The sequence below is a fragment of the Xanthomonas sp. NCPPB 3005 genome, from assembly GCF_041228095.2.
In the GTDB taxonomy this organism is placed as follows: Bacteria; Pseudomonadota; Gammaproteobacteria; order Xanthomonadales; family Xanthomonadaceae; genus Xanthomonas_A; species Xanthomonas_A bonasiae.
In genome coordinates this window covers 828,329-854,388 of the sequence record NZ_CP166096.2, presented here as the reverse complement: position 1 = coordinate 854,388, position 26,060 = coordinate 828,329, and the positions used below count along the sequence as shown (strand labels likewise).

The window sequence follows — 26,060 nt, the reverse complement described above, 5'->3', positions numbered from 1 at the left end:
TGGATTCCTCAGCGCGCCGGGTCGCGGTAACGGACCGGATCCCGGCGGAACAGGTCTTCGTCGAATTTGAAGCGCAGGCGCAGGAACACGCCCTGCTGGGTGTACTCGTAACCGGACAGGTCGCGGTCGGCGGTGTAGCCGGACCAGTTGTAGCCGGCCGACAGCCACAGGTTCTGGCGCAGCAGCCGGCCCACTTCCATGCCGTAGGCGTATTGGTTGGAACCGCTCTGGCCACGGAAGGTGGAGCCGAGCACGCCGATGTCCCAGTTCTCGGTGATGTCGTAGACCACGCGCCCGGACACCAGCACCGCGTGGAAGCGGCTGTCCACGCGGCCGCCGTCGGCATAGGCGAAACGGTCCTGCTGCCACTTGCCGGCCACATGCGCGGTCAGCCACCACGGCCGCGACGGATGCCAGTCGGCATGGGTGGAGACGATGTGCGCACGGCTGCTGATGTCCTGGCTGCTGCCGTCCACCGCCTGCCCGTCGAGCAGGGTCAGTCCGCTCTCGTCGCGCTCCAGCTTGTACTCGTAGCGGGCCAGCGCGTTGATCCGGTTGGTGTCGGTATCGCGGTAGGCCACGCCCAGCTGGAAGCGGTTCTGCAGCACGTCGCCGCGCGCGGCGTAGTTGGTCTGCAGCAGGTAGTTGCGGCCGAGCAGGGTCCAGTCGCGGCTGAGCTTGCGCGCCAGCATGAACTGCACCAGCGTGGTGTCGAAGGCCTCGTCGGTCGCGGTCTGGGCGACGTCGCCGCTGATGCGGTACTCCACCCGCACCGAGCCGCGCCACAGCGGGTTGACGCCATAGTCCAGCGCCAGCGCCAGGCCGGTGGCATCGCCGGTGTTGCCGTCGTACACCTTCACGTGTTCGGCCGAGCTGCTCAGGCGCACGCCCTCGCGCACGTCCCAGGTATTGCGGATGCCGGAGGCGGCCTGCACGTCGCGGCCGCTGATCGCATCGCGCATGCGGTACTCGGAGAACGCCTGGGTGTCGCGCACGTAGCTGCTGTCGATACCGAACACCAGCGCATCGGCCTCGCGGTCGGTGGTGGTGATGCCATAGGCGCTGGTCAGGCCGGTCTGCTTCTCGTAGCGGCCGTACAGGCGGCTGCGTTCCAGCACCTGGTAATCGACGCCGGCGGCGATGCGGTTGCGGTCTTCGCCGGACACGCTCTGCTCGTACTCGGCGCCCAGCGACAGCTTGGCGCCGACGCGGTAGCCGGCGCCGATGCGCGCGCTGTCCGATTCCAGGCGGGTGCCGATCGGCAGGTCGCTGGCGGTGCCGGTGACGGCGCTGCTGGAACCGATCACCGGCAGGCCGGTCAACGGATCCAGCGGCTGCTGGCCGTAGCCGAGCGCGCCGCCGCCGGAGCCGGTGGCGAAACCGCCGGTCAGGCCGCCCGTGTTGCCGTAGCCCAGGCCCGAGGACCACGGCGAGTAGGCGCCGACGGTCTCGCGGATCGAACGCACACCGACGTCCAGGGTGAGCCTTTCGGTGGCGCCGACGCGCACGCCGGCACCGCCGGCATCGCGCTTGCCGCCGTCCGGATTGCGGTCCTCGCTGCGCAGGCCTTCGGCATACAGCTCCACGCGCTCGGTCAGGTGGTAGTCGACCTTGGCGTTGTACTCGCCGCGCCCGCCGAACAGCGGCGAGGCCGGGTTGTTGAACGCCGGATCGGTACGCGCGGCGAACAGGTTGGCGTCGAGCTTGTCGCCGTCGTGGCCGAACTCCACGCGCCACGCATCGCCTTCGACGCGGCCGCTGAGATCCTGCAGGCCAGGGGTGGCGACCTGGTTGATCGAGTTGGTGTTGATCTCGCTCTGGGTGCGCGCGAACTCCACCGCCATCGCGGTATTCGGGCCGAAGCGGTAGCCGGCGTTGACGCTGCCCATGCGGAATTCGGCGAACGGGTTGCGGTCGTCCACCACCGCGCCGCCGACTTCCAGCGCATCGGTCAGCCGCAGCTGGCCGTCGGCGCCGTAGACCCAGAAGCGCTCGGTGCCCTGGTCGAGTTCGTAGGTGATGCGCAGCGACACCGGATTGAGGTCGCTGTCGAACGAGGCCAGGAACTGGTTGAGCAGGATGCGCCCCGAGAACGGCTCGAAGCTGTAGTCCACCAACCGCGCCAGCGGCTGCACCGAGACGATCCGCGAGGGCTGGTTGCGGTCGCGCACGACCACTTCCACCCGCTCGCTGCCTTCCAGCACCGCGTTGTTGCGCAGTGCGTACGGGCCGCTGCCCTGGCTGGCGAATTCTTCGATCACCTGGCGCAGCGAGTCCTGGATGGCGAACACGTTGGAGCGCACGCGTGCGTTCTCGTAGTGCCAGCCCAGGCCGGTGGCGGTGCGGTTGTAGGTGCCGAGGCTGCGCTGCGGCATGCTGCTGCGCGCGCCGACGCCGGTCGCGGTGGCCAGCGTGTCGCCGGTCTGGAAATCGCCGTACAGCAGATAGCTGCGGCGGTTGTCCACGCGCACGTACAGGCGCTCGGCCGAGCGCGCGTCGAAGCCGCGCAGCGAGGAGTCGCCGTACACCGGATAGAACTCTTCCGGCTGGATGTCGCGCAGCAGCCGGCCGCGCACGTCCTTGTCCGAATCGTAGGCGGCGGTGAGCAGGTATTCGCCCTTGATCCGGCCCTTGACGAAGAACGCGGTGCGCGCGGCAGCGTTGGCCTTGCCGTTGTTGAATTGCTTTTCCCAGCGGCGGATGTCGCGTTCGAACACGTCGTCGTGATCGACCGGCGCGATCAGCCCGCTGTTGTCGCGGCGGCCGAAGTTGACCACACCCTCGATCAGGCCGGTGGCGATCATCTCGCGCATCTCCGGCACGAACCCGATCGTGCCTTCGGCGCTGTGGCCGCCGGCGCTGACCCGCAGCACCACGTCCTGCGGCTGGTCCGGCGCGAGCAGGTCGAACTCGGCCACGCCGTCGCGCACCGGCAGCTGCACGCCCGGGGTGACCTTGTCGGCATCGGCCGCGCCCGGCCCCAGTTCGTCGGTGCGCGAGCCCGGCAGCAGGATGCGGCCGCCGGTGTGTTCGACGGTGGCGAAGTGCTCGCCCTGCAACGGCTTGCCGGCGTCGTCGAGCAGGCGCACGGTCACGTGCACCGGCGTCTGGCCGTCGGCCGGCGCGCCATCGCGGTCGACCTCCACCTGCACCTGGTCCATGCCCTGCGCGGCGTGCGCGTCGAGCGTGCCGCGCGGCGCCAGCGTCTGCGCGGCGGCGTCGGCGCTGCTCGGCGTGCGCGGGTACAGCGTGCCGGCCTCGCCCAGCACCGGCGTGAAGCGGCTGCTGCCGACCGTCTGCTGGGCCAGCGCCGGCAGCGCGGCCAGGGCGCAGGCGAGCAGGGTCAGCCGCGGCAGGCGGCGCGTCGTGACGGGCCGGCTCATGGCTGCACCTCCGCAGGAACGGCGACATCGGGCGGTGGGGTGCCGCGCGGCTTGACGATCGGCGCTTGCGCCGGGCTGTCGGTGCCCTGCTGCGGCGCGCGCAGCGGCTTGCTGCTGAAGCGCAGCGGCGCATGGCCGGTTTCGGTTTCCGGCGCGCGCACTTCGCCTTGCGTGCGGCGCGCCTTGACCTGCTCGATCACCGGGTTGGAACAGCTGCCCTCGACGAAGTCGGCGCGATGCAGCTCGCCGTTCTTGAGATCGATGAACAGGCTGTCGGCATCGCCGAGGTTGCGGTTGCTGCTGGTGGTCAGGCGCGAGCCGACCGGCAGCGTGCTGGCATCGACCTTCAGCGTGTGGCTCTGCGGCGGCAGGCCGCAGTAGCTGTACTTGCCTTCCGAATCGCTGATCACCCAGGTGCCGTCCTCGAAGTACAGGCGCACGCCGGGAATGCCGAGCTCTTCGCGGTCCTGCACGTGGTTGACGTTGCAATCCACGAACACCTTGCCGAGCACGCAACCTTCCTCGGTGAACACGCCGCCGCTGACACGCACGCGGTACTGCGCCTGGTTGGACGGCAACGAACCGGAACGCGGTTGCAGCGAGACCGGATCGATGCAGCCGCCGGCGATCGAGCAGCCGTGCGCCTGCGCGCGGTTGATGCCGTCGCCCTGCTGCGCGCCGACGCCGATGCGCACCCGGTAGGTCAGCGCGATCTGCTGGCCGACCTGGATCGGACCGGTGGCGAAGCCCAGGGTCGGGCCCGGCTTGCCCAGCGGCTCGGCCACGGCCACGCCGTTGGCGCGCGCGGTGCCGTCGATGTAGGTGAAGCCGCGCGGCAGGCGATCGACCACGTTCACCGTCTGCAGCGGGCTGCCGGCGGTCTGGCGGATGGTGATGGTGTATTGCACGGTATCGCCCACTTCGGCGGTCTGGCGGTCGCCGGTCTTGGTGATGGCCAGGCCGGTGGCCACCGCGGTGTCCAGCGGGATGTGGTTGTGCACGATGTTGGCGGTGCCGGAGCCGGCAAACAGGGTCAGGAAGTACTGGGTGGCGGGGCCGACCGGACCGGTCGGCGCGCGCGCGTCGGGCTGCACGCTGTAGCGCGAACCGGCGTCGCCCGGCGGCGACAGCGCCTGCGGCTCGGCCGGGATCAGCGTGGACACGAACACGTAGCCGCCCGGCGGGGTCACCGTCAGCTGGAACTCGCAGCGTGCCGGCGCCGCCGGACCGAACAGGAACTGGTAGGCGCCGTCGCTGCCGACGGTCATCGATACCGCGTTGCCGTCGATGCGGTAGCCGCCGCTGCCGGTGTTGAGCAGGCTGGTGGCCGGGTCGTAGCCGGCGCACACGCCGACCGGCGCCAGGGTCACGATCGCGCCCGGTACCGGATCGCGGGTCACCGCGTCGTAGACCACGCCCGACGGATCCACCGGCAGGCTCTGCTGCGGCAGGTTCTCGCCGGCCTTGAGCACCACTTCCAGTTCGCTGCTGCCGCCTTCGCTGACCCGGCACGAGCTGGTGCTGCCGTTGGCGATAGCGGTATCGGCCGCGCACGGCGCCACCGTGGAGGCGCTCTCCGTGCTCACCGGCCAACCCCACACCGCACCGGACACCGGGTGGCGGAAGCGCAGCTTCCACTTCTGCCCGGGAATCACGTCGCCGATGCGGTAGCTGCCGTCGGCGGCGCTGACCGTGCTGCGCACGACCTGGCCGCTGACCGGATCGACCAACTCCACGGTCCAGCCCTGCAGGCGCTGGTCGCTGCCGTCGAGCAGGCGCTCTTCGCTGCCGCCGTCGAACCACACCGTGCCCGACACCGAGGCCGCCAACTGCACCTGGGTCGGCACGCGGCAGGCGTTCTGGGTGATCGCCGGATCGCACACCGGCAGCTGGGTCACGTCGCCCTCGAACGCGCCGCGTTCGGTCGGCGTCGGGCTGTGCGTGGCGTCTTCGCCGCCGCCCTGCACCAGCACCGCGTTGTTGACCGGATTGCCGGTCGCCGCGGCCGCGCCGACCGCGACCTGCACCTTGATGCGGTCGCTGGCGGTCTGCGCGGGCGCGATCACCGTACTGGCGTCGCAGCTGAAGCGGTCGGCGCCGACCGCGCCGGTGCAGGTCCAACCGTTGCCGGTCGGTACCGCCGCCAGGGTCACGCCCGGCGGCAGGCGGTCCTGCACCTGGTACACGCCGGCGGTCGGACGCGGGCCGATGTTGCGCACGCTGATCGTGTAGCTGGCGGTGTTGTTGACGGTGAACTTGACCGGGTCGGCGAGCTTGCTGACGACCAGGTCAGGGGTGTTGGCGATCTCGCCGAAGTTGTTGTCGATCGACTGCGCGCCCGGGGCCAGGACCACCGTGGAAATCGTCGACGGCACGGTCTCGCGCGGGGTCGCCACGCCGCGCGTGGCGCCCCCGACGGTGCCGGCGCTGGTGACGCCGTTGCGGGTATCGGCGGGCTGATCGGGTTCGGTCACCGTGTAGGTGCCCGGACGCAGGTTCTCGAAGCGGTAGTGGCCCTGCGCGTCGGTCTGCACGCTCAGCTGCACCGCGGCGCCGAGATCGTCGGTGCCGGTCAGCACCACGCGCACGTTGGCGATGCCCGATTCGTCGCTGCCGACCACGCCGTTGTCGTCGTTGTCGTAGTACACGCGGCCGGACAGCGACGCCGCCGCCACTTCGCCGAAGTCGTAGTGCTGGCCCTGCTGGTTGGCGCCGAGCACGATGGTGGCGATCGCCGACGGCGTGGTGGTCACGCCGGTGGCGGTGCCGCCCTTGTCGCCGGGCACGGTCTTGCCGTTGAGGGTGCCGGTCGGCTGGGTCGGCTCGGTCACCGTGTAGGTGCCCGGCAGCAGGCCGATGAAGCTGTAGTTGCCGGTCGCATCGGTCTTGGTGGTCAGGTTGACCGCCTGGCCGTTCTGGTCGGTGCCGGTCAGCACCAGCTCCACGTCGGCCAGGCCGGTCTCGGCCGGGTCGATCACGCCGTCGTTGTCGTCGTCGCGCCACACCCGTCCCTGGATCGCGCTGCCGCTGGGGTTCTCGCCGAAGTTGAACTCGGTGCCGTCCAGGCCTGCGCCCAGCTGGATCTGCGAGATGCGATCGGTGCTGGCCGCATCCGGGCCGCCGGGCGCGGCCACCGCGGTGCCGGCCACGCAGGTGCCCGCCGCGCACGCCGCGCCGCCGATCTGGCCGGGATTGATCGCGCTGGGACGGTTGCTGTACTGCCCGCTCGGCAGCGGCTCGCGCACGCTGTAGGTGAGCGTCGGATCCAGGTCGTCGAAGCGGTAGGCGCCGTTGCCGTCGGTGCTGGTGGTGGCCAGCACCGCGCCGGTGACGGCATCGAGCAGTTCCACGGTGGCGCCGGCGATCGCCGGATCTCCGCCGTCGCGCACGTTGTTGAAGTTCAGGTCCACGTAGACCCGGCCGGACAGGCTGGGACGACGCACTTCCGGGAAGTCGTAGCGCACGGCCGCGTCGGTCGCGCCGACCGGAATCGTGGTGTAGCTGGAGTTGGGGCTGCCGGCGGCATAGGTGCCGCCCAGCGACGGCGCGCTGGCGCCGGCGACCGGCGGATCCACCGGCCCGTTGCGATAGCCAGTGGGCTGGGTCTGGGTCAGCGTGTAGCCGCCCGCGCCGGCCGCCGACAGGTTGTCGAAGCTGTAGCTGCCGTCGGCCGCGGTGGTGGTGCTGCGGTTGACCGCATTGCCGTAGGCGTCGGTGCCGCTCAGCACGATGGTGACGCCGGCGATGCCGGGTTCGCCGTTCTGGTGAACGCCGCCATTGCCGCCCGCGCGGTCGCGGTCCTCGAACACGGTACCGACCAGCGACGCCCGGGTGACCAGGATCGGCACGGTGGACGTGTTGTTCGGCGGGACGCGATCGACCTGCTCGGTGGTGATGGTCGCGGTGTTGTTGATCGCCGACGCGCCCGGATAGGCATCCCAGCGCACCGGCACCACGATGCGCAGCTTGCCGCCGACGGTGACGTCGCCGAGGTTGCAGGTCAGCGTGGCCGAGGCCTGGGTGCAGTTGCCGGTGCCGTTGGGCACTTCGCCACCGCCGCCGCCCGGGATCGGGCCCTTCTTCTGCCAGCTCACCTGGCCGACGACCACCAGCCCGGCGGGCAGCGTGTCGCTGACCACGGTGCCGGTGCCGTTGAGCGGACTGCTGCCGCTGCGGTCGCGCGACAGGCTCGCGCCGGGACCGTTGTTGATGCCGTCGATGACGTAGAAGAACGGCTGGCGCAGGCCCACCGAGGTGGCGTTGGCCGGCAGCGCCGCATCCGGATCGGCATCGGGCGCGGTGGTGATCACGTGCTTGCTCACGCCCACGTCGGCGGAGGCGCGGATCGTGGTTTCCTGGCTGGCGCCGTTGTTGGCGGTGTTGCTGTCGGTCTCGGCGGACGTGGCCTGGGCCAGGTTGCTGACCGTGTCGCCGGCCGCGCCGGGCGGGGTGTCGTAGCGGTAGCGCAGGTACAGCGTGCTGGTCTGGCCGGACGCGACCACGCCGGCGACGTTGTTGCTGAAGCCGATGCCGGGCATCAGGCAGTTCAGCACCTGCACCGCGCCCACGGTCGGGTTGCTGCCGGACGTCACCGAACAGGCGGCCGGATCGAAGGTGCCGGTGGGCGTGGCCGAGGCGCCGATGAAGGTGACGGTGCGGCCGGACGGCGGAGTGAAGGTGTCGGCCAGGCGCACGTCGGTGGCGACCGACGGGCCGTTGTTGCGGATGGTGATGCGGTAGGTGATCAGGTTCGCCGCGGCATTGGTCGCGTCGAAGCCGAGCGGATCCACGCCGCCGGTGAAGCCGGTGTCCACCTTGTTGGTGATCAGGTCGACCTGGCCGGCCTCGAACGGCAGCTGCGCGCTCTTGCTGTCGTCGCTGGTGTCGGTATTGAAGTCGTAGGTGTTGCCGTCGCCGTCGGTGCCCGCGGTGGCATCGCCGTTGCCGTCGCCATCGAGGTCCACCACGAAGTCGGCGGTGTTGTCGAACTGGCGGCCGGTGTTGCCGCTGTTGACGTTGGGCCGGATCACCACCTGCAGGGTTTCGGTCTGCTCGTTGGTGAGCGAGGGCAGCGCCGGGCATTGCACGGTGACCTGCGCCGGCGCGCCGGTCGGATTGGCGTAGGAGGTGCCGCCGGCGTCGACGGTGACCGTCACCCCGGCGCCAGCGCTGGCGGTACAGGCCTGGGTGCCGGCACCGGTGCGCTGCGCGGACACCAGCACGAAGCCCGAATCGTTGGCCGGCAGGGTGAACACGTCGCGGAAGATCACCCCGGGCACCGTCGACGGGCCGCGGTTGATGTAGGACATCACATAGGTGGTGTTGACGCCGGCGCGGCCGGGCGTGCCCGAGGAAATGGTCTTGGCGGTGGTGGCGACGTTGGCCACGCGCGCGATGCGGATCCAGTCCGAGGCCTGGTTGTTGTTGCCGTTGAGCTCGCCCACCGAACCGGCCACGGCCGCATCGATGCCGACCCCGGCGGTGTTGCAGAACGCGCCGCTGATGGCGGTGCCGCCGCAGGTGCCGGCGGGCTGGTTGAAGCTGTCGAACAGCGCGCGCTGGACCTGGATGACGATCTGCGCGGTGGCGCCGTTGGCCAGCGCGTTGGTGCCGGAGCGGCAGACCACCGAGGCGCCGTTGATGGCGCAGTTCCAGCCGGCCGGGGTGGTGGTCACGCTGATCTGGGTGCGGCCGTTGACGAAGCCGGGCACGGTGTCGTTGACCACCACGCCGGTGGTGCTGTCCGGGCCGTTGTTGGTCACGGTCAGGGTGTAGCTGAGCGTGTCCTGGTTGGCGGCCAGCACGTTGTCGGCGGCGCCGGCACCATTGGTCTGCTTGGCGATGGACAGGTCGGCGCGCTCGTCGGTGGTGCGGGTGCCCGCGCCCGAGCAGTCGTTGCCGGTTTCCGGGTCGCGGTCGATGCCGTTGCCGGTCAGCGGCTCGATCGAGCCGCCGGAGCCGCCGGTACAGGCGTTGTTGAGCAGGTTGGCCGAGGAACTGCGCGCGCGCGTCAGCAACTGCAGCGTCGGCGCCTGCGCGCCCACTGCCAACGGCAGCGAACCGGCACCGAGATCGCAGGTCACGTGCTGCACGCTGGAGCCGCTGTAGGCCTGGTCCACGGTGCAGGTCCACGCGCCGCTGGCGAACGCCACGCCCGGCTGCGCCACGCTGCCGTCCGGCTGCAACAGCTCTTCGCCGGTCGCCAGCGTATCCACCGTCTGCACCTGCCCGGTCGCCGGGCGCGGTCCCATGTTGCGCACGACGATGCTGCTGGTCATGCGACTGTCCAGATCGCTGCCGATGCCGCTCCACACCGGCACCAGCGCCGGGGTCTTGGTCTTCTGCAGCGACAGGTCGGCACCGTCGGCGAGCACGGTGAAGGTGGTGCTGCCGGTGTTGTCGGTGCTGTTCGCGTCCGGCGTGTCGGCGCTGGCGGTGGCGCTGTTGGTGACGTCGCCGCTGCTGTTGGTGCCGGACGCCGGCACCGTGCTCTCGATGGTGAAATCGGCCACGGCGCCGACCGCCAGGCTGCCATTCAACGCGCAGGTGCGGGTGGCGTCGCCGTTGCTGTTGGTGCAGGTCCAGCCGGCCGGCACGGTGCCGCCGGTGGCCAGGAAGCCGGTGGGCAAGTTGTCCACGAAGCGCGGATTGACCGCGGCGCTCGGCCCCTGGTTGCGCACCTGGATGTTGAAGGTGACCGGCTGGCCGGAGATCGCCGGCGAGGGGTTGACGCTCTTGCTCAGCGCCAGGTCGGCGCCGGCGGTGACCGTGGTGGTCACGCTGCCGGTGTTGTTGTCGGGCAACGGATCCGGCGTGGAGCCGGCCTGCACGCGTGCGGTGTTGACGATGTTGCCGCTGGCCGCGGTGACGCGGGCGCGGAAGGTGAAGCTGCTGCTGCCGCCATTGGCCAGCGCGCCGGCGTGGGTGGCGGTCATGCTGCCGCTGTTGAAGGTCCAGCCGCTGCCGCTGAAGCTGTTGGCCACGTACTGCACCGCGGCCGGCAGCGTGTCGACCACGGTGAAGCCGGCCGAAGCGCTGGGTCCGGCGTTGCGCACGGTGACGGTATAGGTGACCTCGGCGCCGGCGACGACCGGGTTCGGCGTGGCGGTCTTCTCCACGCTCAGGTCGCCCGCCGATTCCAGCGTGGTCGCTTCCAGGCGGCGATTGTTGGCCGCGTTGCTGTCGCCGGCGAAGAACGGATCGGCATCGGCCAGCGAGGCGATCGGCGTGCTCGCCGCGGGCAGGCCGGTTTCCACGCCGATCGCGCCGCGGATCTCGATCGTGCCCGGGGCCAGGCCGACCGTGCTCACCGGCAACTGGAAGGTCACCGGCGCGCCGTTGGAAGAGAAGGTCCCGACCAGCGTGCCGACCCGGCATTCGATGCGCTGCGCGTTGCCGGCGGCCACGCTGCAGGAGGACGGCAACGGCGAGCCCGCCTGGGCACCGGCGGGCAGGTCGAAGATCACCACCGCGTTGTTGACCGTATCGGCGGCACTGTTCTCGACGGTGACGCTGTAGACCACGCTGCCCCCGGCCGGCGTGGGATCGTAGCCGGTGTCGGACAGGTTGGTGATCTGCAGGTCCGCGGCCGCGGCCAGCGCAGGCGCGGCCGACAGCAGGACGGCCATCAGCAACCGCAAGCGTCGCCCCGACGACGCCGTGGTCCGGTGGTGTTCGCAGGCGGCACGCGCCCACGCCCGCAGTGCAGCCGCACGGCTGCCGCGCATCAAATGATCCATGTGCCTCTCTCTCCCCAAGCATCCAAGCCGGACCCACGAACCGGCGCCCCAGGCCTAGGCCGTGCGGGGCGCGCTGACGATCGGGATCGGTACCCACCCCGAAAGCGCAGGCGAGGCCTGCCGGTGTGGTGGCGCGGATTCTGCGCAGGGGCGCGCAGGCAGTCAGTAGCAGCAGTTCGCGTTCGCTCTCACTTCCTCACACGCACAGCGAGACGCATGGCGCAATGGCAATGAGATGCGGCCCATGGCCGCACTGTGACGGAAGGCGGCGCGCTGGCATGGCGGGTGAAACGCGCAATCTGTCTACCGATCGCGTGGCGTCGGCTCCGCGCGCGATGCGGATGCGGATGCGGATGCGGCGAAGACTAGGCGTTGTCGCCCAGCAGATATCCCTGCCCGCGCACCGCACGCAGCGGCAGCGTCGCGGCGGTGGCCGCGGCCACCCGTGCGCGCAGGCGATGCACCAGCACCTCCAGGCGGTGGGGATCGAAGTCCCACGGCGCGTCGGTGACCGCCGCGATCAGCGTGTCGCGGTCCACCGGCGCGCCGCGTTGCGCGAACAGCGCCTTCAGCAGGCCGCGTTCGGCCTCGGTCAGCGCCAGCGTGCGCTGCGCTGGCGAGGACAGCGTCCAGCCGTCGTCGCTCAAGCGCCATTCCTGCGCCGGCAACGCCTCCGGCGATGCGGCAGGCTGCAAGCGCCGACGCAGATTGGCCAGTGCGGCGATCAGCAGTTCCACATCCAGCGGCTTGACCAGGTACATGTCCGCGCCTTGCAGCAAGCCGCGGGTCATGTCGGGATTGGCGCCGCGGCCGGTGAGCATCACGATGCCCGCCTGCGGCGCGATCTGCCGCAGATAGCGCGCCACCGAATAGCCGTCCTCGCCCGGCAGCCCGACATCCAGCACCACCAGATCGCAAACATGGCCGAGCAGATGTCGGTACAGCGTTTCGGCGCTGCCGAAGCCGAGCACCTGCGCGCCCTCGTGGCCCAGCTCGTCGACGATGATCGCGCACAGTTCGGCGTCGTCCTCGACCACCGCGATCCGCACACCGTCCAGCACCAGGCCCTGCGAAGCGGTCATCGCCGGCCGCTCGCAGAAGGCGACGGCACGCGCGCGGCATACGCCAGGCAGCGAGCGCACGCCACGCGGCTAACCCTGCCCGCCATTCGCGCCAGCCATCGCAGGCGGCTGCGCATGCTCGTGCGGGAAGCTCAACACGAACGCGGCGCCGGTGCCGGTCTCGGCGTCGATCCAGATCCGCGCGCCATGCCGCTGCATCAGCCCGTTCGCCATCGCCAGGCCGAGCCCGGTGCCTTGGCCGGCAGGCTTGGTGGTGAAGAACGGCTCGAAGATCTTGTCGTGCAGATCCGCGGGAATGCCCGGACCGGTATCGCGGCACTGCAGCCAGGCTTCGCTGCCGACACGTCGGCCCAGCAAGGTCACCGTGCCGCTGTGCTCCATCGCGTCGTCGGCATTGGCGACCAGGTTGAGCAGGATCAGCTCCAGCTGATGCCGGTCGAAATGCACCTGCAGCCCAGGCGGCACCTGGACATCGAGCGCGATGCCGGGCTTGAGCGCCTGCTTCAATAGCGGCTGCAGCGCCGCCACCAGTTCGCGCAGATCGAGCGCCTCGGCCTGGGTCTCGTCCTGGCGACCGAAGCTGAGCAACTTCGCGCTGAGCGCAGTGGCGCGCCTGGCCGCCGCCTCGACGCCATCGAACGCTGCGCCGATCGCCTGTGCATCGCTGGCGCGGCGCCCCTGGCGCACGTAGCCCAGCACCAGGCTCAGCAGATGATTGAAATCATGGTTGAGGCCGGAGGCCAGGCGCGCTACCGCTTCCACCTTCTTGGCGCTCACCAGCTGCTCTTCGACCTGGCGCCGCTCCTCCACTTCGCGCCGCAACGTGTCATGCGCGATGCCGAGTTGCTCGGCGCGCGCCTGCGCATCGCGCAGGCTCTGCCGCAACGCGGCCGACGTGCGGTCCAGCACCACCGCGATCAGCAGGAAGATGACACCGCTGATGAGCGCATCGCCGATGACGTCGTGCGGCTCGCCATTGCCCAGGTCCACGTACGTTCCGAGCGCGAACGACAGCGCGACAATGGCGAACATCATCCACAACGCCGGCCGTCCCACCGCCAGCGCGGCGATCGCCATCGGCACCACCAGCACCGGCTGCTCGAAGCGCTGTCCACCGAATCCGCTGGCGGCATAGCTCGCGAAGACCGAGATCGCGAATACGCACAGCGTCTGGTAGGCGGCCCAGCGGAACCGACCGAACCGGATCAGCACCACACCCAGCAGCGCGACCGCGCTGAACAGCGCGCTCAACGCCAGGCTGGTCAATTCGCCGGGACGCCACGCAACCGGCACTGCGATCGCGCGATACAGCCACGCAGCGACAGGCAAGGTCCCGAACAGCAACAGCACCACCTGGAACATCGGCGCATTGCGCAGATCCACCGGATCGGCGATGGGCACCGCGCGCAGCCATCTGGCCGGGCCGTGCAGCAACCGGTTGAATGTCCCATCTCCCCGCTTCAGCACCGCCAACCGCTCCTCCCCTCGCACCCCTGCGCGACCAGTATGCGACGATTGCGTCCCATCCGCATCCTTCACGCGTTTGCGATCGCGTGAGGCGCACGCGTCCGCCTTGCCGCCCCATTCGTGCACATGACGTACTGCACGCGCCACCGGCGCGGAAGTGCGCTGCAATCGCGGTCCTGCTGCAGGAGCCCGCCATGCGCTTTCGCCACCTTGTCCTGTGCGTGCTGCTGAGCCTGAGTGGCGCCGCAACCGCGGCCGACGACGACGCAGCGGCGGTGCGCGCCGCCGATGCGCGCTACTGGCAGGCCTACAACGCCTGCGACATGCGTGCGATGGGCGAGCTGCTCACCGACGACGTGGAGTTCTACCACGACAGGACCGGCCTCACCGCGTCCAGGCCCGCGGTGCTGCAATCCCTGCGCAACGGCCCCTGCGCCGACCCGGCGATGCACCTGCGCCGCGAGGCCGTCGCCGACAGCCTGCAGTTCCATCCGCTGGCCGGCGGCTTCGCGCTGCTGTCGGGCACGCACCGCTTCTACGTGCAGCGCGACGGCAAGCCCGAGCAGTTGGACGGCCAGGCCGAGTTCACCAATCTCTGGCAAGCGGTCGATGGCCACTGGCGCATGCGCCGCATCTACAGCTATGCGCACGGCGCGGTGGCGTACGTAGCGCCCGCCACGCACCTGACGTTGGCGCCCGACGTCCTGGCCGGCTACGCCGGCACCTATCTCGGCCAGAAGGTCGGCGACATCCGCGTCGCCGTGGAAGGCGACCATCTGAAGCTCACGGCCGGCGCGTTGGCCGTCACCCTGCGCGCCGAATCGCCGACGCGCTTCTTCGCCGAGGAACGCGACCTGCGCTTCGTGTTCGCGCCGGCAGCGGATGGACGCATGCGCCAGCTGAGCGTGTACGAGGACGGCACCATCGTCGAGACCGCAACCGCGCAGTGAGGCAGCGGCGGCGGCCTCGCGTGCTGCGGTTCAAGGCCGATGCAGCACAGACACCTCGATGAAATCGGCCGTGCTGCGTTTCAGATAGACCCGATAGGTGCCTTGTCCGGCAATCGGCACATCGAAGCCGTCGCCCGGCGACAGCCCTGCGCGCTCGACCGGCGCACCCTCGCGCGGCGTCGCCCGCAACCGTGTCCTCCCGCCATCGCCGCCGCGCGTCGCATTGGTCACCGTCAGCGCGCCCTCCCATAGGACGCGGCTGTCGCCCGGCAACAGGCTGAACTCGATCGAGGGCGAACTGGCCGCCGGCTTGCACGCGGCGGCCTGCGCTTCGGCCAAACGCCGCTCCAGCGGCTTGACCTCCACGTACTGCACGCATCCGTAAGTGCCGCCGACCAGCACCAGCACCGCCGACACCTCGGCGGCGGCGCGTTTGAACGACAGCGTCTGCCACCATTTCTGCGCAGGCGGTTGCGGCGGCTGACGGTTCGTTCGGGCCATGCACGCCACGCTATCGGCGCCGCGCTCGCTTGTCTGTTAGCACGGCTTGCGCCGCGAATCCGCAGACGCGTCCGTCTACACGGCGCTCCGCAGTCCATCTCGCATCGATCGAAGGACGGCAGGACCGGCGGAGGGTCGAGCGCCGACACGGCATGGCGAAACCGCTCGATCGGGCATGGCGCCGATCGCCGTCGGGCTGGCCTTGGCCAGCATCGTCGCGCGCCGCGCGGTCGCATTGCCACCCGCATCCGCGCCGCGCCCACCACGCATGTTGCGGCGCAACTTGACGCGGCAAGGGCGCCGGCAGAATCTTGGCATGTACTTTCGAAATAATTTTCGCAATCCGAAACACGCTTGTCAAGCGACACCAGCCAGCCGGTTAGGCAAGCTGGCGACGCACGACAGCCACCAGGACATGCCGATGACCAAGACCATCCCCCCAGGCGCGTTGGACGTCGCCGCCGAGGACAGCGGCGACGCAGCGGACAAGAAGCTGCGCAGCACCGTGCAATCGCTGGCGAAGGGGTTCCGGGTGCTCGAAGCGTTTTCCTCCGAACACGAGGAACTGTCGCTGAGCCAGATCGCGGCGCTGGCCAGGCTCGATCCGGGGACCACGTTCCGCATGCTCAACACGCTGGTCGAGTTGGGCTACGTGAATCGCCTTCCGGAAAGCCGCCGCTTCCGCCTGACCCTGAAAGTGCTGGACCTCGGCTTCCACGCCATCGCCCGCCGCGACCTGCGCAGCGTGGTGCGGCCGTTGCTGCGCGCGCTGGTCAGCGACGTCAACGAAGCGGCCAGCTTCGCGGTGCTGCAGGGTCCCGACGTGCTCTACATCGAACGGGTGCGTGCCGGCATCACCCGGCTGGGCGTGGACATCCGCATCGGCACCACCGTGCCCAGCACCCGCACCGCGATCGGCCTGGCCATGCTCGCGCATCTGTCGCCGGCGGAAGTGACGCGGGTGACCGGAGTGAACGTGCACGCGCCGCACGCGCCGGAGATCGCCGCCATGCTCGGCACCTTCGACCGCATCCGCCGCGACAACTACGTGATCCTCGATTCGATGCTGACCGAGGGATTGCGCGTGCTGGCGGTGCCGGTGCTGGATGCCGACGCCTATCCGCTCGGCGCGATCAGCGTCGCCGCGCCGTCGGTGCGCACCAGCCACGACGAACTGCTCAACACCGCCCTCCAACCCACCCTGCTCGCGGCCAAGGACATCGCCTTCGCGATCCAGGCCAGCGGGAGCGTCGCCGTGACCGCACCCAGCACCTGACCGTCCGGGCGCCCGCCCGGCCCCCTGCAATCCGACCGCTTCGTGGACGCTCCGGCGCCCGCGCCGGGTTCTCCTTGTCCTGCGAGAGGCAGCAACGATGCTCATGCCCACCACCACCGCCAATGCCGCCACCGCCCGTTCGCTGCCGCCCGCCGAGGCGCAGGCGGAAATCGGCGCCCGGCTCGAACGCCTGCCCATCACCCGCCAGGTCTGGTGGGCGCGCAACATCGTCGGCGCCGCCACCTTCTTCGACGGCTACACGGTGATCGCCATCGCCTACGCGATGCCGGTGCTGGCCAAGGAGTGGAACCTGTCGCCGGCGCAGATCGGCATGATCCTGTCGGCCGGCTACCTGGGCCAGTTGCTCGGCTCGGTGTTCTTCGGCTGGCTGGCCGAGCGCATCGGCCGCCTGCACGTGCTGCTGTTCACCATCCTGCTGTTCGTGTCGATGGACGTGGCCTGCCTGTTCGCCGGCGGCGCCGCGGCGATGATGGCGTTCCGCTTCATCCAGGGCATCGGCACCGGCGGCGAAGTGCCGGTGGCCAGCGCCTACATCAACGAACTGATCGGCTCGAAAAAGCGCGGCCGCTTCTTCCTGCTGTACGAAGTGATGTTCCTGCTGGGCCTGGTCGCCGCCGGCGGCATCGGCTACTTCATGGTGCCGGCCTACGGCTGGAAGGCGATGTTCATGGTCGGGCTGATCCCGGCGCTGGTCATGATCCCGCTGCGCTTCTTCATGTTCGAATCGCCGCGCTGGCTGGCGTCCAAGGGCCGTTACGACAAGGCCGACGCGATCGTGTCCGACCTCGAGCGCAGCGCCGAGCGCCGCCACGGCCCGCTGCCGGCGCCGGTGTTCGACCGCAACGCGCTGCCCAAGGCACAGCGCTCGGACTGGCGCGAACTGTTCGGCAGCGTCTATCTCAAGCGCACGCTGGTGATCTGGTGCCTGTGGTTCTGTTCGTACCTGGTGGCCAACGGCATCATCACCTGGTTGCCGACGCTGTACCGCCAGCATTTCGGGCTGTCGTTGCAGCAGAGCATCGCCTACGGCTTCCTCACCTCGCTGGCCGGCGTCGCCGCCGCGGTGGTGTGCGCGCTGTCGATCGACCGGGTCGGACGCAAGCGCTGGTACGTCGTCGCCTTCGCCGCCGGCAGCATCCCGTTGCTGGCGCTGGCGATGCTGGGCGGCACCTCGGCGCTGCAGGTGCTGGTGTTCGCCGCGCTGGGCTATGCCGCGGTGCAGACCATCACCTTCTCGCTGTACCTGTATTCGGCCGAGCTCTATCCCACCCGCATCCGCGCCATCGGCACCGGCCTGGGCAGCGCCTGGCTGCGCCTGGGCTCGGCCAGCGGCCCGCTGGTGGTCGGCGCGGTCATCGCCGGCATCGGCCTGCGCTACGTGTTCGTCGCCTTCGCCGCGGTGCTGCTGGCCGGCGCGGCGGTGACGCTGCTGTGCGCGCTGGAAACCAAGGGCAAATCGCTGGAAGAACTCTCGCCCTGAGTCCGGCGCCGGCCGCGGCGGCGCAGCCCGCCGCGCGCCTTCGCTTCGCACCACCCCACGTCGGACCCCGCGTTCGACTCCATCCCCCGTTGACCCGAAGAAGAGGAAAACAGCATGAGCAACATCGACCTGAAAGGCCTGGTTCCCGCGCCCGTCACCCCGTTCACCCGCGACGGCGCCGTCGACTATCCCGCGATCAAGCGCATCGGCAAGTGGCTGGGCGGCATCGAGGGCGTCAAGGGCCTGACCGTGCTCGGCCACGCCGGCGAAGGCACCTTCCTGGAGCGCGACGAGCAGGCCAAGGTGATCGAGGCGTTCCGCGACGCCGTCGACGCCCGCATTCCGATCATCGCCGGCATCACCCTGGAAGGCACCCGGGTGGCCGCCGACGAAGCCAAGCGCGCGGTCGCCGCCGGCGCCTCGGCGGGCCTGATCTATCCCTCGCACGGCTGGCTGCGCTTCGGCTACCAGAAGGGCGCGCCGCAGGATCGCTACAAGGCCATCCACGAAGCCAGCGGCCTGCCGATGATCCTGTTCCAGTACCCGGACGTGACCAAGGCCACCTACAACCTGGAAACGCTGCTGGAGATCGCCGCGCTGCCGGGCGTGATCGCGATGAAGAACGGCGTGCGCAACATGAAGCGCTGGGACACCGAGATCCCGGTGTTCCGCAAGGAGCGGCCGAACGTGCCGGTGCTGACCTGCCACGACGAATACCTGCTGCACACCATGTTCGACGTGGACGGCGCGCTGGTGGGCTACGGCTGCATCGCCCCGGAGCCGCTGATCGAGATGATCGCCGCCGGCAAGGCCAAGGACTACGCCAAGGCGCGTGCGCTGCACGACCGCCTGCTGCCGGTGACCAAGAGCGTCTATCACCGCGGCTCGCACATGGAAGGCTCGGTCGCGCTGAAGTGGGCGCTGGCCGCACGCGGCCTGCTCGATCACGCCACCGTGCGTTCGCCGCTGCTGCCGCTGGCCGACGGCGCCGACAAGGAAATCGCCGACGCGATGGCCGCCGCCGGCCTCGGCAAGGTGGCCTGACCCGACGGGTTCCAGCCAGTCCGATGGGCCGCGCAGTGGCGCGGCCCATCCGCTGCGCCGATGGCTCGCGGATCGGCGCCGCGCACCGCGTTTTGTGCTGTGTCACCGCGTCTTTTGCCGGTCCCCCCACAGATCTGCGCACAGGCCGTGTCCGTCGCCGACGGACGCGACGCTGTCCTGCGGCTCCACGACCGGAAGGTGTCTCCCCTTCGCGCACTGCCGCGACGCCGCGCACCTGCCGCGCACGTCCAGCGAGCGCATCGTCTCGTCCGTGGAGCGTCCCATGTCCAGAACCCTTTCTTTTGTCTCGTTGCTGGCGGCCGCTGCCCTTCCCGCCACCGCCATGGCCGCCGATCCCGATGGATGGCTGGACGAACACGGCATCGCGCCGCGCTTCGTCTGGTCCAACGACTATGCGCGCAACGCCGATGGCGGCCTGTCGCGCGGCGATCGCAATGCCGGCGGCGTGGTCGCCGGCGCCGACCTGGATCTGCAGCGCCTGTTCGGCATTCCCGGCGCCACCCTGCACGTCACCGGCGCCTGGTACTACGGCAACAGCCTGTCGCAGCGCCAGATCGGCAACGGCGTCAAGGTGCAGGGCTACTGGTACCAGCAGCAGCAAGCACAGCTGGCGCAGCTGACCTGGGAACAGGCGTTCGACGATGGCCGCTGGCAACTCGTCGCCGGACGCATGAACACCACCTGGCAATTCGCGCGCAGCCGCTACGGTTGCCGCTTCGTCGGCGCATCGGATTGCCCGTTCCAGCTGAGCCAGGCCGATGGCGGCTTCGTCGGCTTTCCCTACGTCAACTGGGGCGCGAAGCTGCGCTACAAGCCCGATGCGCGCTATGTCTCGGTCGGCGCGTTCGAACTCAATCCGCAGCGCAAGAACAACGACGGCCTGGACTGGAGCACCGCCGACAGCAGCGGCGTGCTCGGCACCCTGGAAGTCGGCTACGAGCCCGACCCCGCGCTCGGCCGGGGCGCACCGCGCTACGTGGCCGGCGTCTGGTACAACTCGGCCGACTACAGCGACCTGCGCTACAACCGGAGCGGCGGATTGCGCGGCCTGGTCGGTGGGCAGGCGCGCATGTACGACGGCGGTCGCTGGGGCACCTACGTGATGGGCGAACGCGCGCTCTACCGGCCGCAGGGCATGGCCGGCAAGCGCATGCTGGTCGCGTTCGGCAACATCGCTGCGCCGCTGGATGCGCGCCAGGTGTACGACCTGCAGGTCACCGCCGGCCTGTACTACAGCGGCCCGTTCGCCTCGCGGCCCGGCGACGGATTCGGTGCGGTCGCCAACTACTACCGCTTCAGCGCCGATCAGCAGGGCTACATGAACGACCTGCTGCGCAAGCGCGGTGCCGCGCCGGACATCTCGCGCAACGAGACCATCTTCGAACTCAACTACAGCTATCGCGTCGCGCAGTTGCCGCTGTCGCTGGTTCCGAACGTCCAGTACATCGTCAATCCCGACATCCTGGGCAATACCGCCGCGCGCCGCGCGCCGGACAACGCGCTGGTGATCGGCCTGCGGGTGATGGTCAACATCGGCGGGCTGGGCACCCCGAAGTGAAGCGCATGCGGGCCGCATCGCGATAGCGGCAGGCGCTGCGGCTTGCAGCGCTTGCACGGCCGCGCGCCCCCTGGAGTTGCATGCCGATCGGGCCGCGCCTGCGGCGCGGATGGACACGTATTTCGCCGCAGTTCGCGCCACGGCGCACCGTCCGCTTCTCGGGCAGGAACGCGGCGATGCCGCGCCTGCGCCAGCAGCCGCGCAAACGCTCTGCCTGCTGAACGGCCAAGTTGCAAAGGTCGCCGACTGCCATTAAATGTACAACTGAACATTTACGCAGGAACGCCGACCATGGCGACAAAGCCACCCCCGCGCCCCCGCGGCCGCCCGGGCAAGGACCAGGCCGACGGCCGCCAGGCGCTGCTGGCGGCGGCCACCGCCAGCTTCGCCCGGTACGGCTTCGAGCGGGCCGATATCCGCACCATCGCCGCCGCCGCAGGGGTGAGTCCGAGCCTGGTGCGCGTGCATTTCGGCAGCAAGGCCGAGCTGTGGAACGCCTGCGTGAACCAGCTCGCGCAGGACGTCGTCCCGCGCCTCGACGCCATGGCGACGCTGACCCGCCACGACCAGCGCCCGCTGCACGAGCGGCTGACGGACGCCATCCTGATCATGGCCGCCTTCTACGAGGCCAATCCCGCGGTCCGCGACTTCGTCGCGCGCGTGGTGTCGGAACGCCCAGAGCGCGCCACCGTCGTCGCCGAACGCCTGCTGCGTCCCTCCTACGAGGCCGGCCATGCGCTGATCCTTGCCGGCATCGAAGCCGGCATCGTGAAGGCGACGCATCCGGCGCTGTTCTTCGTCCTGCTCAACAGCATGCTGAGCCAGCCGCCGGAGTTCCCGCAATTGCTGGCGCGGCTGGCCCCGGAGATCGCGGCCGGCGAGGCGCGGGCGCGGCTGGTCGACACCGTACTCGCCACCCTGCTGCATCCCCCGCATCGCGACACCGGTCGCGCGCCGGTCGCGCCACTGCACGCTCCCCAGGAAGGCACCCCATGACGCAGACCATCCCGCAACCGCGTTCGCTGCCGCTGCTCGGCAATTTCCACCATCTCGATGGCGATGCGCCGGTGCAGAGCCTGATGCGGCTGGCCAAGGTGCACGGCCCGATCTTTCGCCTGAACAGCGGACCGCTGTCGCTGACCGTGCTGAGCGGACAGGACCTGGTGGACGAGGTCTGCGACGAAACCCGCTTCGAGAAGAAGTTGCACCGTCCGCTGCAGACGTTGCGCGACCTCGGCGGCGACGGCCTGTTCACCGCCTACAACGACGAACCCAACTGGGCCAAGGCGCACCGGCTGCTGATGCCCGCGTTCGGTCCGATCGGCGTGCGCGCGATGTTCGGGCGCATGGAGGACATCGCCGAACAGATGCTGCAGCGCTGGGAGCGGTTCGGCCCGGACGCGGTGATCGACGTGGCCGACAACATGACCCGGCTGACGCTCGACACGATCGCGTTGTGCGCCTTCGACTACCGCTTCAACAGCTTCTACCAGAACGAGATGCACCCCTTCGTCGCGGCGATGGTGGGCGCGTTGGCCGAGGCCGGATCGCGCGCGCGCCGGCCCGACATCGCCAACCGCCTGCTCGCGCCCGGCCGGCGCCGCTACGAGGCCGACCTGGCGATGATCCGCGGCGTCGCCGACACCTTGATCGCCGAGCGCCGGACCGACCCGAACGCGGCCGCGCGCGACGACCTGCTCAACCTGATGCTGTACGGACGCGACCAGGCGACCGGCGAGGCGCTGTCGGACGAGAACATCCGCTACCAGATGGTGACCTTCCTGATCGCCGGCCACGAGACCACCAGCGGCCTGCTGTCGTTCGCGCTGTATCTGCTGCTGCGCCACCCGGCGGCGATGGCGCGCGCGCGCCAGGCAGTGGACGCCGCGCTGGGCACGCAGCTACCACAGGTCGAGGACCTGGCCAAGCTGCGCTACATCGAGCAGATCCTGCAGGAAACCCTGCGGCTGTGGCCGACCGCCCCGGCGTTTGCGGTCACGGCGCGCGAGGCGACCACGCTGGCCGGCCGCTATGCGGTGACGCCGCAGGACACCCTGCTCGTGCTGATTCCCACCCTGCACCGGGATCCGAAGGTGTGGGAGGAACCGGAGGCCTTCCGGCCGGAGCGCTTCGCGCCCGACGCGGCCGAACGGCTCCCGCCCAATGCCTGGAAACCGTTCGGCAACGGCGCGCGCGCCTGCATCGGGCGCGGCTTCGCGATGCAGGAGGCGCAGCTGGTGCTGAGCATGATCCTGCAACGTTTCGACCTGGACGAGGTCGATCCGAACTACCAGCTCGACGTCGCGGAAACCCTGACCCTGAAGCCGGACGGCTTCCGCATCCGTGCGCGCCGGCGCGACGACCTCGCCCTGCGCCGCCGCAGCGCGGTACCGTCCGCGCCGCAGAAAATCCTGGCGCCGGCCACCACGCCTGCCCCCGCCAGCACGGCAGCGGGGACGCCGCTGCTGGTGCTGTACGGCGGCAATTCCGGCTCGTGCGAGGCGTTCGCGCAGCGCATCGGCGGCGACGCCGCCGCGCAGGGCTATGCGCCGGTGGTCGCGCCGCTGGACGACCATGTCGGCCGCCTGCCGCGCGACCGCGCGGTGGTGGTGGTCACCTCGTCCTACGAAGGCCAGCCACCGGACAATGCGCGCCGCTTCCTCGCGTGGGTGGAAGCGCTGGCCCCCGGCGATCTGGCCGGCGTGCGCTACGCCGTGTTCGGATCCGGCAACCGGCAATGGGCGCGCACCTACCAGGCGATTCCGAAACGGGTCGATGCCGCGCTGGAGGCGGCCGGTGCCGCACGCGTCAGACCCCGCGGCGAAACCGACGCCGGCGGCGATTTCTTCGGCGGCTTCGATGCCTGGTACGCCGGACTGTGGCCGGACCTCGGCCAGGCGCTGGGCAAGGCGACGCAGGAGCACACCGCGCAGGCGCTGGAGGTGCAGATCGTGCCGGCCGCACGGCTCGGCGCGTTGCGGCTGACCGAACTCGACCACGGGCGCATCGTCGACAATCGCGAACTGGTCGACATGTCCGCCCCGTTCGCGCGCTCCAAGCGCCACATCGAGATCGCCCTGCCCGAGGGCATGCGCTACCGCACCGGCGACTATCTCGCGGTGCTGCCGCGCAACCCCGCCGCGCAGATCGAGCGCGTGCTGCGGCGCTTCGGCCTGGCCAGCGATACCCAGGTCATCATCGGCCAGCGGCCTGGTGCCGCATCCGGCCTGCCCAGCGGCTATCCGGTCGCGCTGGCGCAGGTGCTCGCCGACTACGTGGAACTGGCGCAACCGGCCACGCGCGCGCAGGTCGCGCAACTGGCCGCCGCCACGCGTTGCCCGCCCGATCGCGCCGCACTGGAAACGCTGGCCGCCGAGCCGGCCTATACCGACGAGGTGCTCGCCAGGAAGATCAGCCTGCTCGACCTGCTGGAGCGCTTCCCCGCCTGCGAACTGGCGCTGGGCGCGTTTCTCGGCGCGCTTCCGGCCATGCGCGCGCGGCAATATTCCATTTCCTCCTCGCCGCTGCGCGACCCGGCGCAGTGTTCGCTGACCGTGGCCGTGCTCGACGCGCCGGCGCTGTCGGGGATCGGGCGACGCCGCGGCGTGGCCTCCACCTATCTGGCAGGTCTCGAAGCAGGCGCGCTGGTGTCGGTCGCGGTGCGGCCTTCGCAGGCGAGCTTCCACCCGCCGGAAGATCCGGCCACGCCGATCATCCTGGTCTGCGCCGGCAGCGGCATCGCCCCGTTCCATGGCTTCCTGCAGGAACGCGCGATCCAGAAGGCGGGCGGGCGCGAGGTCGGCGACGCCTTGCTGTTCTTCGGCATCGACCATCCCGACGTCGACTGCCTGTACAAGGACGAATTGCAACGCTGGCAGGACATGGGCGTGGTCGATGTCCGCCTGGCCTTCTCGCAGGCGCCGCAGGACGGCGTGGCCTATGTCCAGCACCGCATGTGGCAGGACCGCGAGCGCGTATCGGCGCTGTTCCAGCAAGGCGCCACCGTGTTCGTTTGCGGCGACGGCGAGCACATGGCGCCGGCGGTGCGCGACACCTTCGTGCGCATCTACCAAGACAGCATGGGCGTCAGCGCCGAGGACGCCAACGCCTGGGCCGACCGTATCGAACGCGAGCACGGCCGCTACGTGGCGGACATTTTCTCGTGACGGCGAGGACGGCCAGGGCCGCCTGGCGGACAGCAACGGAGGCTGCCGCACACGGCTGTGCTCGTCCGGGCAACCTGGCTTACGGCATGCCCTGACGGCGTTCGTTCGGGACGGCGCACGCACCCGACATCGCCTTGTGCGATGGTCAACGCGACGCCAAGCCAGGCTGGATTCCTCCACACGCGCGGCGCGCACGATCAGCGTGGCGTTCTCACATCCGATTGCAGGCGGGAAAACCGCAGGAACAGCGGCATTCGGATTGCCGCGTCGCGACAGGACGCTCGCGGCAGCGCGCCATGCGCACGCCGGCCATGCGACGCTACTTCTTCAGCGACGCATCGTCGCCGGACTTCGTCGCGGCTGCGTCCTTGGCCGGGCGGTCGCGATTCTTCTTGGCCCGGGTAACCAGATAGAAGGCCGATCCGACGAACAGGATGAACAGTCCGGCGACCCAGGGCATCAGCGTGGTGTCCATGCAAAGCTCCGTGTGGTTGTGCGGCCTCTAAAACACCACACCGCAGGTGAAGGGCTTGCTAGCCCGTGCCCGCCTCGACGGCCCGCGGCCCGCGCCGGCCCGCATGCGCCATGCTGCCGTGCGACATGCCTTCCGGCGCCATCCGTCGCCTAATCGTGCCGCAGCATCCAGCGGCACGTGCCGGCCGCGTGGCGTGTCGCAGCGCATGCGCGCCACGGCTGTCCCCTGTCGCGCAGCGGCCACGCCACTCGATGCGGTATCCCTGTTCATTGAGGAGAGTCCAGATGATCAGCAAGAACACCATTTGCCTCTGGTTCGACGGCACCGCGCTGGAGGCCGCAACGTTCTACGCCGAGACCTTTCCCGACAGTGCGGTAAAGGCGGTGCACCACGCGCCCGGCGACTACCCCGCAGGCAAGCAGGGCGACGTGCTGACGGTCGAGTTCAGCGTGCTCGGTATTCCCTGCCTCGGCCTCAATGCCGGCCCCGCGTTCCCGCATAGCCAGGCGTTCTCGTTCCAGGTGGCGACCGACGACCAGGCCGAGACCGACCGCCTGTGGAACGCCATCGTCGGCAACGGCGGCCAGGAAAACGCCTGCGGCTGGTGCAAGGACAAGTGGGGCGTGTCGTGGCAGATCACCCCGCGCGTGCTGACCGCCGCGGTCACCGATCCCGATCCGGCGGTGGCCAGGCGCGCGTTCGAGGCGATGATGGGCATGATCAAGATCGACATCGCCGCGATCGAAGCCGCGCGGCGCGGCTGAGCCCGCCTGTGGCCCCCGATCCGGTCCGCCGCCGCGAACGACGCTCGTCTCCCGCCACCATCTCGTAGCTGGTGCTGCGTCCCCCGCCAGGGATCTGCGCAGAGCACGCCACGCTGCGCTCGTTCCGCGATGC

Annotated in this window: 14 protein-coding genes; 8 read left to right on the top strand and 6 right to left on the bottom strand. The window is 70.1% G+C overall.

Features of this window, described 5'->3' with window-relative positions; genetic code table 11:
* Window positions 1-8 precede the first annotated feature (8 nt).
* The 4 genes from AB8810_RS03760 to AB8810_RS03745 all read right to left on the bottom strand — a co-directional run bounded on the left by AB8810_RS03760 (window position 9) and on the right by AB8810_RS03745 (window position 13,605).
* Window positions 9-3,383, bottom strand: coding sequence for a hypothetical protein (locus AB8810_RS03760; RefSeq protein ID WP_369915605.1), 3,375 nt, complete (start codon window positions 3,381-3,383; stop codon window positions 9-11).
* Window positions 3,380-11,011 carry an SdrD B-like domain-containing protein gene (locus AB8810_RS03755; protein WP_369915604.1) on the bottom strand — a complete coding sequence of 2,544 codons (7,632 nt, stop codon included), beginning with the start codon at window positions 11,009-11,011 and terminating at the stop codon, window positions 3,380-3,382. Before AB8810_RS03755 ends, AB8810_RS03760 begins: the two co-directional genes overlap by 4 nt.
* 476 nt (window positions 11,012-11,487) lie before the next feature.
* On the bottom strand, window positions 11,488-12,204 hold the full coding sequence (locus AB8810_RS03750) for a response regulator transcription factor (RefSeq protein ID WP_369915603.1): 717 nt from the start codon (window positions 12,202-12,204) through the stop codon (window positions 11,488-11,490).
* 69 nt (window positions 12,205-12,273) lie between these two features.
* On the bottom strand, window positions 12,274-13,605 hold the full coding sequence (locus tag AB8810_RS03745) for a sensor histidine kinase (RefSeq protein WP_369915602.1): 1,332 nt from the start codon (window positions 13,603-13,605) through the stop codon (window positions 12,274-12,276).
* 260 nt (window positions 13,606-13,865) lie between these two features.
* Here AB8810_RS03745 and AB8810_RS03740 point away from each other — a divergent pair, with 260 nt between their 5' ends.
* Window positions 13,866-14,621 (top strand): nuclear transport factor 2 family protein, encoded by a 756-nt coding sequence (locus AB8810_RS03740; protein WP_369915601.1) that lies wholly within the window; start codon window positions 13,866-13,868, stop codon window positions 14,619-14,621.
* Window positions 14,622-14,651: 30 nt separating this feature from the next.
* Here AB8810_RS03740 and AB8810_RS03735 read toward each other — a convergent pair whose 3' ends face one another.
* Window positions 14,652-15,122 (bottom strand): hypothetical protein, encoded by a 471-nt coding sequence (locus tag AB8810_RS03735; protein WP_369916609.1) that lies wholly within the window; start codon window positions 15,120-15,122, stop codon window positions 14,652-14,654.
* Window positions 15,123-15,543: 421 nt separating this feature from the next.
* On the opposite strand from AB8810_RS03735, the gene AB8810_RS03730 reads away from it, so the two are divergent.
* The 6 genes from AB8810_RS03730 to AB8810_RS03705 all read left to right on the top strand — a co-directional run bounded on the left by AB8810_RS03730 (window position 15,544) and on the right by AB8810_RS03705 (window position 24,688).
* A complete protein-coding gene (locus AB8810_RS03730; RefSeq protein WP_369915600.1) occupies window positions 15,544-16,398 on the top strand; it encodes an IclR family transcriptional regulator in 855 nt (284 codons plus the stop codon).
* Between the two features lie 103 nt (window positions 16,399-16,501).
* Window positions 16,502-17,899, top strand: a complete 1,398-nt coding sequence (locus tag AB8810_RS03725) for an MFS transporter (RefSeq protein ID WP_241093858.1) — start codon at window positions 16,502-16,504, stop codon at window positions 17,897-17,899.
* Between the two features lie 114 nt (window positions 17,900-18,013).
* Window positions 18,014-18,943 (top strand): dihydrodipicolinate synthase family protein, encoded by a 930-nt coding sequence (locus AB8810_RS03720; protein ID WP_369915599.1) that lies wholly within the window; start codon window positions 18,014-18,016, stop codon window positions 18,941-18,943.
* 283 nt (window positions 18,944-19,226) lie between these two features.
* The gene (locus tag AB8810_RS03715) at window positions 19,227-20,522 is read left to right on the top strand and encodes a carbohydrate porin (protein ID WP_369915598.1); all 1,296 of its coding nucleotides are present in this window, start codon (window positions 19,227-19,229) and stop codon (window positions 20,520-20,522) included.
* Between the two features lie 291 nt (window positions 20,523-20,813).
* Entirely contained in the window at window positions 20,814-21,518 is a 705-nt protein-coding gene (locus AB8810_RS03710; protein WP_369915597.1) for a TetR/AcrR family transcriptional regulator, read from the top strand.
* Window positions 21,515-24,688: a bifunctional cytochrome P450/NADPH--P450 reductase gene (locus AB8810_RS03705; protein WP_369915596.1), complete on the top strand. Its 3,174-nt coding sequence runs from the start codon at window positions 21,515-21,517 to the stop codon at window positions 24,686-24,688. The genes AB8810_RS03710 and AB8810_RS03705 overlap by 4 nt, the downstream gene beginning before the upstream one ends.
* Before the next feature lie 319 nt (window positions 24,689-25,007).
* Here AB8810_RS03705 and AB8810_RS03700 read toward each other — a convergent pair whose 3' ends face one another.
* Window positions 25,008-25,163, bottom strand: coding sequence for a hypothetical protein (locus AB8810_RS03700; protein WP_179567562.1), 156 nt, complete (start codon window positions 25,161-25,163; stop codon window positions 25,008-25,010).
* Between the two features lie 284 nt (window positions 25,164-25,447).
* On the opposite strand from AB8810_RS03700, the gene AB8810_RS03695 reads away from it, so the two are divergent.
* Entirely contained in the window at window positions 25,448-25,927 is a 480-nt protein-coding gene (locus AB8810_RS03695; protein WP_179567564.1) for a VOC family protein, read from the top strand.
* Window positions 25,928-26,060 lie beyond the last annotated feature (133 nt).

Coding starts and splice junctions, on each gene's coding strand:
- AB8810_RS03720 (WP_369915599.1), top strand. CDS start 18,014: ATGAGCAACATCGACCTGAAAGGCCTGGTTCCCGCGCCCGTCACCCCG.
- AB8810_RS03710 (WP_369915597.1), top strand. CDS start 20,814: ATGGCGACAAAGCCACCCCCGCGCCCCCGCGGCCGCCCGGGCAAGGAC.
- AB8810_RS03760 (WP_369915605.1), bottom strand. CDS start 3,383: ATGAGCCGGCCCGTCACGACGCGCCGCCTGCCGCGGCTGACCCTGCTC.
- AB8810_RS03740 (WP_369915601.1), top strand. CDS start 13,866: ATGCGCTTTCGCCACCTTGTCCTGTGCGTGCTGCTGAGCCTGAGTGGC.
- AB8810_RS03735 (WP_369916609.1), bottom strand. CDS start 15,122: ATGGCCCGAACGAACCGTCAGCCGCCGCAACCGCCTGCGCAGAAATGG.
- AB8810_RS03705 (WP_369915596.1), top strand. CDS start 21,515: ATGACGCAGACCATCCCGCAACCGCGTTCGCTGCCGCTGCTCGGCAAT.
- AB8810_RS03695 (WP_179567564.1), top strand. CDS start 25,448: ATGATCAGCAAGAACACCATTTGCCTCTGGTTCGACGGCACCGCGCTG.
- AB8810_RS03750 (WP_369915603.1), bottom strand. CDS start 12,204: ATGACCGCTTCGCAGGGCCTGGTGCTGGACGGTGTGCGGATCGCGGTG.
- AB8810_RS03700 (WP_179567562.1), bottom strand. CDS start 25,163: ATGGACACCACGCTGATGCCCTGGGTCGCCGGACTGTTCATCCTGTTC.
- AB8810_RS03725 (WP_241093858.1), top strand. CDS start 16,502: ATGCCCACCACCACCGCCAATGCCGCCACCGCCCGTTCGCTGCCGCCC.
- AB8810_RS03730 (WP_369915600.1), top strand. CDS start 15,544: ATGACCAAGACCATCCCCCCAGGCGCGTTGGACGTCGCCGCCGAGGAC.
- AB8810_RS03755 (WP_369915604.1), bottom strand. CDS start 11,011: ATGGCCGTCCTGCTGTCGGCCGCGCCTGCGCTGGCCGCGGCCGCGGAC.
- AB8810_RS03715 (WP_369915598.1), top strand. CDS start 19,227: ATGTCCAGAACCCTTTCTTTTGTCTCGTTGCTGGCGGCCGCTGCCCTT.